Annotated in this window: 12 protein-coding genes; 7 read left to right on the top strand and 5 right to left on the bottom strand. The window is 70.6% G+C overall.

Translation table 11 applies throughout. The features are described from left to right. On the bottom strand, positions 1-714 hold the full coding sequence (locus B082_RS0107600) for an ABC transporter permease (RefSeq protein WP_018551214.1): 714 nt from the start codon (positions 712-714) through the stop codon (positions 1-3). Between the two features lie 131 nt (positions 715-845). Between B082_RS0107600 and B082_RS0107595 the strand changes: the two genes are divergently transcribed. Beyond that, positions 846-2,033: a betaine/proline/choline family ABC transporter ATP-binding protein gene (locus tag B082_RS0107595; protein WP_018551213.1), complete on the top strand. Its 1,188-nt coding sequence runs from the start codon at positions 846-848 to the stop codon at positions 2,031-2,033. Between the two features lie 143 nt (positions 2,034-2,176). Here the strand turns inward: B082_RS0107595 and B082_RS0107590 are convergent, their stop codons facing one another. Next, positions 2,177-3,298 (bottom strand): alpha/beta hydrolase, encoded by a 1,122-nt coding sequence (locus tag B082_RS0107590; RefSeq protein WP_018551212.1) that lies wholly within the window; start codon positions 3,296-3,298, stop codon positions 2,177-2,179. Between the two features lie 139 nt (positions 3,299-3,437). Here B082_RS0107590 and B082_RS0107585 point away from each other — a divergent pair, with 139 nt between their 5' ends. From B082_RS0107585 to B082_RS0107560, 6 genes are all read left to right on the top strand, one after another. Further along, positions 3,438-5,279: a phosphatidylglycerol lysyltransferase domain-containing protein gene (locus B082_RS0107585; RefSeq protein WP_199783772.1), complete on the top strand. Its 1,842-nt coding sequence runs from the start codon at positions 3,438-3,440 to the stop codon at positions 5,277-5,279. A gap of 63 nt (positions 5,280-5,342) precedes the next feature. Continuing rightward, positions 5,343-6,200 (top strand): dihydropteroate synthase, encoded by an 858-nt coding sequence (gene folP, locus B082_RS0107580; RefSeq protein ID WP_026249530.1) that lies wholly within the window; start codon positions 5,343-5,345, stop codon positions 6,198-6,200. After that, positions 6,197-6,679: a nuclear transport factor 2 family protein gene (locus B082_RS0107575; RefSeq protein WP_018551209.1), complete on the top strand. Its 483-nt coding sequence runs from the start codon at positions 6,197-6,199 to the stop codon at positions 6,677-6,679. Before folP ends, B082_RS0107575 begins: the two co-directional genes overlap by 4 nt. 209 nt (positions 6,680-6,888) lie before the next feature. Continuing rightward, positions 6,889-7,248, top strand: coding sequence for a dihydroneopterin aldolase (gene folB, locus B082_RS0107570; RefSeq protein WP_018551208.1), 360 nt, complete (start codon positions 6,889-6,891; stop codon positions 7,246-7,248). Then, on the top strand, positions 7,245-7,856 hold the full coding sequence (gene folK / locus B082_RS0107565; RefSeq protein WP_026249529.1) for a 2-amino-4-hydroxy-6-hydroxymethyldihydropteridine diphosphokinase: 612 nt from the start codon (positions 7,245-7,247) through the stop codon (positions 7,854-7,856). Before folB ends, folK begins: the two co-directional genes overlap by 4 nt. 58 nt (positions 7,857-7,914) lie before the next feature. Beyond that, positions 7,915-8,400: a DUF3180 domain-containing protein gene (locus B082_RS0107560; protein ID WP_018551206.1), complete on the top strand. Its 486-nt coding sequence runs from the start codon at positions 7,915-7,917 to the stop codon at positions 8,398-8,400. Positions 8,401-8,427: 27 nt separating this feature from the next. Here B082_RS0107560 and B082_RS0107555 read toward each other — a convergent pair whose 3' ends face one another. The 3 genes from B082_RS0107555 to ftsH form a co-directional block, all read right to left on the bottom strand. Further along, positions 8,428-8,682: a hypothetical protein gene (locus B082_RS0107555; RefSeq protein ID WP_018551205.1), complete on the bottom strand. Its 255-nt coding sequence runs from the start codon at positions 8,680-8,682 to the stop codon at positions 8,428-8,430. 196 nt (positions 8,683-8,878) lie between these two features. Further along, positions 8,879-9,484: a GTP cyclohydrolase I FolE gene (gene folE / locus B082_RS0107550; RefSeq protein ID WP_018551204.1), complete on the bottom strand. Its 606-nt coding sequence runs from the start codon at positions 9,482-9,484 to the stop codon at positions 8,879-8,881. 149 nt (positions 9,485-9,633) lie between these two features. Continuing rightward, entirely contained in the window at positions 9,634-11,658 is a 2,025-nt protein-coding gene (gene ftsH / locus B082_RS0107545) for an ATP-dependent zinc metalloprotease FtsH (protein ID WP_018551203.1), read from the bottom strand. Positions 11,659-11,725 lie beyond the last annotated feature (67 nt).

Raw genomic sequence — 11,725 nt, 5'->3', positions numbered from 1 at the left:
TCAGACCGCCTTCACCGGGCCGGGCGCGCCCGCGCCGCCGTGCGCGGCGCGTATGCGGGTCCAGGGCGTCAGCAGCCGCTGGAGGCCGAGCAGCAACAGGTCGGCGACGATCGCGAGCAGTACGCAGAGCACCGAAGCGGCCAGCACCTGGGCCTTGAAGAAGCTGGGCAGCGCGTCCTCGATGAGGTTGCCCAGGCCGCCCCGGCCGACGATCGAACCGACCGTCGTCAGCGCGATCGTGGACACCGTCGCGATGCGTATGCCCGCCATCAGCGCGGGCAGCGCGAGCGGCAGCTCCACCTCCCACAGCAGGCGGGCCGGTCCGTACCCCATGCCGTGCGCGGCCTCCTTGGCCTCCTGCGGGACCGCTTCGAGACCGGCGAGGATGTTGCGCACGAGGATGGTCAGCGAATACAGCACGAGCCCGGTGACCACGAGCGCGGCCGAGAGGCCGAACACGGGCAGCAGGAGCGAGAACATCGCGAGGGACGGGACGGTGTAGAGCACCGTGGTCAGCCCGAGCACCGGTCCCGCGAACCGCCGGCTGCGACGCGCGAGGAGCGCCAGCGGGAAGGCCACGGCCACCCCGATCGCGACCGAGACGACGGTGATCCAGATGTGCTGAACCGTCGCGTCCGTCAACTCCTGACTGCGGGAACGGAGATACTCCCCGCAGATCCAGTCGTTCGTCACCAGGCAGTTCTGTCCGGCCATCCGTCCCCCCACCTCCCGATTGCCCACTCGTACCGATGCCGGGCGAGCCTATCCTCGACCACTGACAATCGCCGAGGCCGTTGTATTCCAGCAACATGTCCTTCACAGAACACGCGCGACAATGGGGAACCATGATCCGTTTCGAGCACGTCACCAAGCGGTATGCGGACGGCACCACCGCCGTCGACGACCTTTCCTTCGAGGTCGCCGAGGGTGAACTGGTCACGCTCGTCGGACCGTCGGGCTGCGGCAAGACGACCACCATGAAGATGGTGAACCGGCTGATCGAACCGACCGAGGGCCGGATATTCCTCGACGGGGACGACATATCCGCCATCGACCCCGTCCAACTGCGCCGCCGTATCGGCTATGTGATCCAGCAGGTCGGCCTCTTCCCGCACAAGACGGTCCTGGAGAACACCGCCACCGTTCCCCATCTCCTCGGCTGGAAACGCGGAAAGGGCCGGGCCCGCGCCGCCGAACTCCTCGATCTGGTCGGACTCGATCCTTCCGTTTATGGCGACCGATATCCGGAACAGCTGTCCGGTGGCCAGCGCCAGCGGGTCGGCGTGGCTCGGGCACTCGCCGCCGACCCGCCGGTCCTGCTGATGGACGAACCTTTCGGCGCCGTCGACCCGGTCGTGCGCGAGCACCTTCAGAACGAATTCCTGAAACTCCAGGAACAGGTCCGCAAAACCATCCTGTTCGTCACGCACGACATCGAGGAAGCCGTCCGGCTCGGCGACCGCATCGCCGTCTACGGACAGGGCTCGATCGAGCAGTTCGACTCCCCCGCCACCGTGCTCGGCGCCCCCGCCACCGGCTACGTGGCCGACTTCGTCGGCGCGGACCGCGGCCTCAAGCGGCTCTCGGTCACCCCCGTCGAGGAGAGCGACCTCGACCATCCGCCGGTCGTCCACCTGGACGACCCGCTGGCCGCCGCGACCGAGCGGCTGCGCGCGGAGGGTGCCCGCTGGGCGGTGGTCCTGGACGGCGACGACCACCTGCACGGCTGGATTCCCGCCGACGACGCGCGCACCGGGGGCAAGGGCACCGTCCGCGACCACGCCCGCCGGATGGAGGCGTGGCTTCCCCTCGGCGCCCCGCTGAAACAGGCCTTCGCCACCATGCTCCAGCACGACGCCGGCTGGATCGCCGTCATCGACGAGGCGGGCGAGGGCCGGTTCCTGGGCGTGCTCACCCCCGCCCGTCTCCACGAAGCGCTGCGCCGCTCGGTCGGCGCGGACGGCCGCTCGGTCCCCCGCGCCGAGGTGGCCGTCGAGAGCGTGACGGGCGTGACGGAGACGTCGGCGGTCTGAGGCGACGCCGGGAGGCCGCCACCCGTCCCGCGCGGCCGGCGTGCCGGCCCTGCGGGACGCGGGGTCCAGCGCGCCCGGCCCCCGCGCCCCGCACCCGCGGCGACAGCCCCTCGGCCGTCCCCCCGCGGCGTAAGCCCGCCCCGTCAGCTCTCGCTGAGCCGGCTGCTCATCCACTCCAGGGCGGCCGGGATCTCCCGGCGCCAGGTGTTGAAGTTGTGCCCGCCGCTGTCCAGCACGATCGAGGACACCCGGGCCGGCTGCTTCACCTTGGCCAGGAACCGCCGTGTGTCGCGGTAGTTCGACTCGCCGTGGCGGGAGGTGGTCACCAGGAACGACGCGTCCGGCTGCGGCAGGTTGTCCAGCGTCCACAGCAGATCGGCCCGGTGCCGCGCCGCCTCGTCGCCGTGGAAGAGGTCACCGGTCGTCGGGTCCTCGGCCGCCTTGTAGTACGCGGAGAGCCCCGCGCTCGCGGTGTACCTGTCCGGGTGGTGCAGCCCGATCTTCAGGGCGCAGTACCCGCCGGTCGAGTTGCCGATGATGCCCCAGTTGCGGGCGCTCCTGCCGACCCGGTACTCCGCCGAGACCGCCTGCGGAAGGTCCTGGGCGAAGAAGGTCTCCGTCTTCGGACCGCCCTTTATGTCCACGCACTCGGTGTCCCGGGGCGGCGCCAGCGTGGGCCGCAGCATCACGAGGATCATCGGTTGCGCCCGTCCGGCCCGCACCCGGTCGAGTGCCGTACGCGGATAGCGCAGCCCCTTGATGAGGTTCTCCGAGGTGCCCGGGTACCCGGTGAGCACCACGACCGCCGGGAACTTCCGCCGCTCGTAGGCCTCCTGGAAGTACTCCGGCGGCAGATACACGTACGCCGAGCTCTCGATCCCCGAGTGCCGGCCCGCGATCACGACCTTGTCGATCCGGCCGCCCACGGCCGGCCGCGCACCGCCCGGCACGTCCGTCCGCTGCGTCCCCACCCGGACGATGTTCTTCGCGGCGAGCGTCCCGGCCGCGTGGTCGGTGACCACGCCCAGATCCTGCTTGCGACCGAGCAGGTCGGCCCAGGAGCCGTAGAAGAGGAAGGAGTTGTTGGCCAGCAGCCCGACGGTGGCGAACACCGCCACCTGGGTGGCCAGCAGCAGCCCCACCCGCCCGAGCACCGCGGGGGCGCTGCGCCGGGCGAGCCTCGGCCAGCACCAGATCGTGAGGGTGAACAGCACGACGGCCAGCACGATCGCGAGGATCAGCACTGCCTTGCCCGTAAGGCCCATGACCGGTGAACTTTCTGTAAGGAAATTTCCGGGTTGTGGGTGAACCCACGGCCCGGAAGCCTCGTCCTAGAGGTCGCACATCGTCCGCAGGGCTCCGGCCGCCGGACTCCAGGAATCTCTCGCGGAACCACGGGAAGCGATGTCTGTCACGCTAGATGGGGATAAATCGGGATCGGTTCCGGATCGCGCACGTACGTTCGTGCGCGGACCGAGGCCCGAAGCCGTACCGGCGCTCGTCGGCACCGCCTGCGCGGCCGTCGGGCTGATCGACGTCACCGCCGGGGTGTTCCCCCGGTTCCGGCACAGCCGCATGCACAGCCTGGCCGAGGTGCTCCCCGGAGCCCTCGGCCCCTTCGCCGCGGCCCTCTCGCTGAGCGCCGGCGTCCTGCTGCTGCTCCTCGCGCACGGCCTCAAGCGGCGCAAGCGGCGCGCCTGGCGGGCCGCCGTCGTGCTGCTCCCGGCCGGAGCGCTGGCCCAGTTCTCCTACCGGCACTCGGTCCTCGGCACCCTCGTGTCACTGACGCTGTGTTATCTGCTGGTGCGCCACCGGAGTGAATTCGCCGCGCTCCCCGACCCGCGCAGCCGCTGGCGGGCCCTGGCCAACTTCGTGCTGCTCGGAGCCGGTTCGCTCGGACTCGGCCTGGTCATCGTCAGCGCCCACCCCCGCCGGCTCGTCGGCAGCCCCAGCATCGCCGACCGCCTCCAGCACGTGCTGTACGGCCTGTTCGGCTTCGAGGGGCCCGTCGACTACGCGGGCGACACCTCCTGGACCGTGGCCTACTCACTGGGCGCCCTCGGCCTGCTGACCGCCGTCACCACCATCTACCTGGCCTTCCGCCCCGAGCACCCGGCCGCCCGCCTCACCGAGGACGACGAGGCCGGGCTGCGCGCCCTGCTGGAGCGGCACGGCGGGCGCGACTCGCTCGGCCACTTCGCGCTCCGCCGCGACAAGGCCGTGGTCTTCTCGCCCAGCGGCAAGGCCGCCGTCTGCTACCGCGTGGTCTCCGGCGTGATGCTGGCCAGCGGCGACCCGATCGGTGACGTTGAGGCCTGGCCCGGCGCCATCGAACGCTTCATGGACGAGGCGCGGGCGCACTCCTGGGCCCCGGCCGTCATGGGGTGCAGCGAGACCGGCGGCGAGGTCTGGACCCGCGAGACCGGCCTGACCGCCCTCGAACTCGGCGACGAGGCGGTGGTGGACGTCGCGGATTTCTCCCTCGCCGGACGCGCGATGCGCAACGTACGCCAGATGGTCAAGCGCATCGAACGCGGCGGCTACGAGACCCGCGTCCGGCGCGTGGCCGACATCTCTGAGGCCGAGCTGGCCCGCATCCGCCGCGCTGCCGCCGACTGGCGCGGCACCGACACCGAGCGCGGCTTCTCCATGGCACTCGGCCGCATCGGCGACAGCGCCGACCAGGACTGCTTCATCGCCACCGCCCACAAGGCCGACGAGCACGGCGCCGACTCCCCCTACGGCGATCTGAAGGCCGTGCTCCACTTCGTGCCCTGGGGCACCGACGGCATGTCCCTCGACCTCATGCGCCGCGACCGGTCCGCCGACCCCGGGATGAACGAACTGCTCATCGTCGCCTCCCTCCAGGCCGCGCCCCGTCTGGGCATCGCCCGGGTCTCGCTGAACTTCGCGATGTTCCGCTCCGCCCTGGCCCGCGGCGAGAAACTGGGCGCGGGCCCGGTCCTGCGGGTCTGGCGCGGACTGCTGATCTTCCTCTCGCGCTGGTTCCAGATCGAGTCGCTGTACAAGTTCAACGCCAAGTTCCGCCCCCGCTGGGAGCCCCGTTTCGTGGTCTACCGCACCGCCCGCGACCTGCCCCGCATCTCGCTCGCCGCGATGCAGGCCGAGGGCTTCGTGAACTTCGCGCTGCCCCGCCCCCTGGCCCGCCGCCTCCCCGTCGGCCCCCGCCGCCCCTGCGCCCACGTGCCGCCCCCGGCCGGCGGACGGGGCGCCCGCGCCGCGTAGCCGCGGCCCGTACGGCCGTACCGCGCGGCGTAACAGCGGCCCGTACGGGCCTACGCTGGTCGTATGAGTACGTTGCGTGGACGAGGCACGGTCGAGGGTCTGCCGGAGTGGGACCGCTGCGCGGTCATGGGCGTCGTCAATGTGACCCCCGACTCCTTCTCCGACGGGGGCCGCTGGTTCGACACCACGACGGCCGTCAAGCACGGCCTCGACCTGGTCGGCGAGGGCGCCGACCTGGTCGACGTCGGCGGCGAGTCGACCCGGCCGGGCGCCAGCCGGGTGGACGAGTCCGAGGAGCTGCGCCGGGTGATCCCGGTGGTCCGCGGCCTGGCGTCCGAAGGGGTCACGGTCTCCGTCGACACCATGCGGGCCCGCGTCGCCGAGCAGGCCATCGCCGCCGGCGCGGTCCTGGTCAACGACGTGAGCGGCGGCCAGGCCGACCCGGACATGGTCCCGGTCGTCGCCGCGGCCGGCGCCCCCTTCGTCGTCATGCACTGGCGCGGCTTCAGCGAGTCGATGAACAGCCGGGCGGTGTACGGGGACGTGGTCGCCGAGGTCACCGCGGAGCTGCGGGCCCGGATGGACGCGGTGGTCGCCGGCGGGGTCTCCCCCGAGCGCCTCGTCATCGACCCCGGGCTCGGCTTCGCCAAGGACGCCGCCCACGACCTCGCGCTCCTCGCCCGGCTGGACGCGCTGCACGGCCTCGGCCGCCCCCTCCTGGTCGCCGCGTCCCGCAAGCGGTTCCTCGGCCACGTCCTGGCCGGCGAGGGCGCCCCGCCGCCCGCCCGCGAGCGCGACGCGGCCACCGCGGCCGTCTCCGCGCTCTCCGCCCGCGCCGGCGCCTGGGCCGTCCGTGTCCACGAGGTACGCGCCACCGCCGACGCCGTGCGGGTCGCCCGCGCCATCGAGGGAGCCGCGTGAGCGAGCCGAGGGACGACCACGCGGCGGCGGCCGCCGACATCGCCGCCGTCGAAGGGGCCAACACCGCCTTCTACGAGGCCCTGGAACAGGGCGACCTCGAAGCGCTGACCGCGCTCTGGCTGCCCGGCGAGGACCTCACCGTCTCCTGCGTCCACCCCGGCTGGCCGGTGCTCAGCGGGCGCGGCGAGGTGCTGCGCAGCTACGCGCTGATCATGGCGAACACCGAGTACATCCAGTTCTTCCTGACCGACGTCGGCGTCTCCATGACCGGCGACACCGCCCTGGTGACGTGCACCGAGAACATCCTGAGCGGCGGCCCCGCCGAGGAGGGCAGCTCGCTCGGCCCGCTCGTCGGACAGCTCGTGGTCGCCACGAATGTGTTCCGCCGCACTCCGGACGGCTGGAAGCTCTGGTCGCACCACGGTTCGCCCGTACTGACCGAAACCGGTGAGGAAGAGGACGAAGAGACCTCGTCCTGAACGGCCCCCGCCCGAATCGGGAACGAAAGACGGCCCACCGGGATTGGAACCGGCCGCATCGGGGTATCAGCGGCTATCTGTCCCGCGCCCGCATGCCCGGCCCCCGAGGGGAAAGGCTGTCGGTGCTCGCAGGTAGATTCGAAATCGGGCACCCGGCCGCCCGCACGCGGCCCCGAGCCCTACGACCAACGACAGCAGGAGTGATTCGCGTGGATCGTGTCGCGCTGCGCGGCCTCAAGGCCCGAGGACACCATGGCGTCTTCCCCCGGGAACGGGAAGAGGGACAGACGTTCATCGTGGACCTGGTGCTGGGCCTCGACACCCGCCCCGCGGCAGCCGCCGACGACCTGACGAAGACCGTGCACTACGGCGTGGTCGCGGAAGAGGTCGTCGAAGTGGTCCAGGGCGATCCGGTCGACCTGATCGAGACGCTCGCCGAGCGCATCGCCCAGCAGTGCCTCAAGCACGACGGCGTCGAGGAGGTGGAGGTCGTGGTGCACAAGCCGGACGCGCCCATCACCGTCCCGTTCGACGACGTCACCATCACCATCACCCGGAGCCGAGCATGACTGCATTTTCTACCGAAGGGCAGAGCGACCCGACCGTACAGCCGGTACCCGCCTCCGTGGTCGAGCAGGTGGACGCGGCGGACATCACGCTCTCCAACCCCAAACTCGCGGTGCTCTCCCTCGGTTCCAACCTGGGCAACCGCCTGGAGACCCTCCAGGGCGCCATCGACGCCCTGGAGGACACGCCCGGCCTCCGGGTCAAGGCGGTCTCCCCGGTGTACGAGACGGAGCCCTGGGGCGTCGACCCCGGCTCCCAGCCCTCGTACTTCAACGCGGTGATCGTCGTGAAGACGACGCTGCCCCCGTCCTCCCTGCTGGAGCGCGGCCAGGCCATCGAGGAAGCCTTCGAACGGGTCCGCGAGGAGCGCTGGGGCCCGCGCACCCTCGACGTCGACATCGTCGCGTACGCCGACGTGGTCTCCGACGACCCCGTCCTCACGCTGCCCCACCCCCGGGCCCGGGAGCGCGCCTTCGTCCTCGCCCCGTGGCACGACGTGGACCCCGAGGCCCAGCTGCCCGGCTCCGGCCCGGTCGCCGAGCTGCTGACCGGTGTCGGGCGAAGCGGTGTCCTCCCCCGGGCCGACCTGGAACTCCGTCTGCCCGAGTAGTCGTTAGGCTCACAGAAGACAGCGGAACGATCACAGGCGGCGGAAGGCGGCTCACCCGGTGAAGCAACTACGGCTCGGAGTCCTGGCCGGCCTCTTCGCCGCCGCCGGCGTCCTGTCCTGGGGCGCCGCCCGCCTCTGGGACTCCTACGGCACCCTGCCCAGCGTGCCGCTGGCCGCGCCCATCGTGCTCGCGGTGATCGCCGTCGTCCTGCTGGCCACGGCCCTGTCCATCCGCTCCCGGCTGCGCGCCCAGCGCGAGCGCCGGCCGGGAGCGAAGGGCGTCGAGCCGCTGATGGCGGCCCGCGCCCTGGTCTTCGCCCAGGCCAGCGCCCTCGTCGTCGCCCTGGTCGCCGGGATGTACGGCGGCACGGGCGTCTTCCTGCTCGGCTCCCTCGACATCCCGCCCCGCCGCGACCAGGCGATCTACGCCGGCTTCTCGGTCCTGGCCGGCATCGGCGTCATCGCCGCCGCCCTGTTCCTGGAGCACATCTGCAAGCTCCCGGACGACAAGGACGACAACAAGCCGGACGCGGCGGCGGCGTAGGGCCGACCGGGACGTCCGCCTGGCGCGTCACCATGCCTGGCGGGCCGGATGCCCGTTGACCAGGAAGGTCGGATACGGGTCCAGCCGGTAGCCGTAGAACGTGAACGGTTTGCCCACCGCGGTGCGCTCACGTACTTCGAGCACTTCCACCCACGCCGCTTCCTTGGGCTGGACGGCATGCCGCTCGGGCTTGGAAGTCCGGAGCAGCTGGTCCGGCGCCACGGTGAACGTCGTGTGGCTGGTCACCACATCCACCGCGACACGTCCCTCGACGGCGCTCACGCCTACGACGTCCGTCGGAGCCGTACGGTCGCCGTCCAGTGTCCACAACCGCGAACCCACGCTCACGCCGGCGGCCCGCCCGCGCCCTCCGACGACGTTCACCGTCTGCCGGCTCGGTAATCCCCCCATGACCAACCTCCCGAAATCACATGCCATGCCTGATTCGGGAGGTTGCGTCGCAGCACTGACAATCCGGCTATCGCGCCAGTATCAGACTCATCGCCTCGGCCCGAGTGGATGCGTCACGCAGCTGTCCGCGCACCGCTGACGTCGTCGTCTTGGCACCCGGCTTCCGGATGCCGCGAACGGACATGCACATGTGCTCCGCCTCCACAACGACGATCGCACCGCGCGCCTCCAGGATCCGCATCAGCGAATCCGCGACCTGCGTGGTCAGCCGCTCCTGCACCTGCGGTCGCCGGGCGAAGACCTCGACCAGGCGCGCCAGCTTGGACAGTCCCGTGATCTTGCCGCTCTCCGCAGGGATGTACCCGACGTGTGCTACGCCGTGGAACGGAAGCAGGTGGTGCTCGCAGAGGCTCACGATTTCGATGCCCTTCACGAGGACCATCTCGTCGTGCCCGAGGTCGAATGTCGTCGTCAGGACGTCCTCGGGCTCCTGGTACAGACCGCCGAGGATCTCCTTGTACGCCCGCGCCACCCGCCCCGGCGTCTCCTTCAGGCCCTCGCGGTCCGGGTCCTCGCCCACGGCCAGCAGCAGCTCCCGGACAGCGGCCTCGGCACGCTTCTCGTCGAACTCGCCGATCGGTCCCTGGCCGTCCAGCGTCACCGGGTCGGTCATGTGTGCCTCGTTCCTTGAACTGTCACCGCGGGGGCATTCGCGCAGGTGTACGGAAAAGCCGCGCCCCCAACAGGCTAGAACCTGGGGGGCGCGGCATCCATTCCGGGCCCGGTGGGAGCCCCGTGACAGGGGACACACCGGGTCGGTGACTAGCTCTCGGGCCGCTCCTCGGGGACCGACTCGACGGCCGGAACGGTGTCCGTGACCGAGCCGTTCGCCGTGCTCGCGCCATTGGTCAGGGCGAGCTCCTTCGGGGAGAGCACGGGCGGGCGGGTGGACGGCGTACGCCGGGAGGAACCGGTCCACGCGGGGCGGGCCGGGCGCTTGACGATCGGAGCGAAGATCTCGGCGATCTCCGCCTTGCCCAGGGTCTCCTTCTCCAGGAGCTGGAGGACCAGGGCGTCCAGCACGTCGCGGTTCTCGACGAGGATCTCCCACGCGTCGTTGTGCGCGGTCTCGATGAGCTTCTTGACCTCTTCGTCGACCAGCGCGGCGACCTCTTCCGAGTAGTCGCGCTGGTGGCCCATCTCGCGGCCCACGAAGGGTTCGGTGTTGTCGCCGCCGAACTTGATCGCGCCGAGCCGCTCCGTCATGCCGTACTGCGTGACCATCGCGCGGGCCGTTGCCGTGGCCTTCTCGATGTCGTTCGCGGCGCCGGTGGTCGGGTCGTGGAAGACCAGCTCCTCGGCCGCGCGCCCGCCCAGCATGTACGCCAGCTGGTCGAGCATCTCGTTGCGCGTCGTGGAGTACTTGTCCTCCTCCGGGAGCACCATCGTGTAACCGAGGGCGCGGCCGCGGGAGAGGATCGTGATCTTGTGGACCGGGTCCGACTGGGGGGAGGCCGCCGCGACCAGGGCGTGTCCGCCCTCGTGGTACGCGGTGATCTTCTTCTCCTTCTCGGACATGATCCGGGTCCGCTTCTGCGGGCCCGCCACGACGCGGTCGATGGCCTCGTCGAGCATCTCGTTGTCGATGAGCTTCTTGTTGCTGCGCGCCGTGAGGAGCGCCGCTTCGTTCAGCACGTTCGACAGGTCGGCACCGGTGAAGCCGGGGGTGCGGCGGGCGACGGCGCCGAGGTCGACGTCCGGGGCGACCGGCTTGCCCTTCTGGTGGACCTTGAGGATCTCCAGACGGCCCTGCATGTCCGGGCGGTCGACGGCGATCTGCCGGTCGAAGCGGCCCGGACGCAGCAGCGCCGGGTCGAGGATGTCCGGCCGGTTCGTGGCGGCGATCAGGATGACGCCGCCCTTCACGTCGAAGCCGTCCATCTCCACGAGCAGCTGGTTCAGCGTCTGCTCGCGCTCGTCGTGGCCGCCGCCCATGCCGGCGCCTCGGTGGCGTCCGACGGCGTCGATCTCGTCGACGAAGACGATCGCCGGGGCGTTCGCCTTGGCCTGCTCGAAGAGGTCACGGACCCGGGAGGCACCGACACCGACGAACATCTCGACGAAGTCGGAACCGGAGATCGAGTAGAACGGGACGCCCGCCTCACCTGCGACGGCGCGCGCGAGCAGCGTCTTGCCCGTACCGGGGGGCCCGTACAGCAGCACACCCTTGGGGATCTTGGCGCCGACGGCCTGGAACTTCGCCGGCTCCTGGAGGAACTCCTTGATCTCGTGGAGCTCCTCGACCGCCTCGTCCGAGCCCGCCACGTCGGCGAACGTCGTCTTCGGGGTGTCCTTGGTGATCAGCTTGGCCTTGGACTTGCCGAACTGCATGACCTTGGAGCCGCCACCCTGCATCTGATTCATCAGGAACAGGAAGACGACCACGATGAGGACGAACGGCAGCAGCGAGAAGAGGATCGAGAGGAACGGGGACTGCTTCGACGGCGAGACGGTGTAACCCTTCTCGATGTCACCGCTCTCGAACTTCTTCTGCAGCATGTCGGCGAGCTGGACGCCCTGATTGCCGATGTAGCTCGCCTGGAACTTGCTGCCGGACTCGTCGGCCAGCTTCTGGCCGTCCTTCAGCTCAATCTTGAGGATTTGATCGTCACCGGTGGTCAGCTTGGCCTGCTCCACCTGGTTCTTGCTGATCGCCTGGATCACCTGGCCGGTGTCCACCGTCTTGTAGCCGCCGCCCGAGCCGACGACATTCATCAACACGACCACGGCGAGGACGGCCAGCACGATCCACATGACCGGCCCACGGAAGTATCGCTTCACGTCCATCCATACGGAGCGAAGTCGCCCCGTCCCTCCTGCCCGTAGGTAAATGCTGCTGTGAGTAAAGACTGTT

Source organism: Streptomyces sp. ATexAB-D23, from assembly GCF_000373645.1.
In the GTDB taxonomy this organism is placed as follows: domain Bacteria; phylum Actinomycetota; class Actinomycetes; order Streptomycetales; family Streptomycetaceae; genus Streptomyces; species Streptomyces castrisilvae.
The sequence above is the reverse complement of the archived record's forward strand: the minus strand, read 5'-3'. Positions and strand labels throughout refer to the sequence as shown.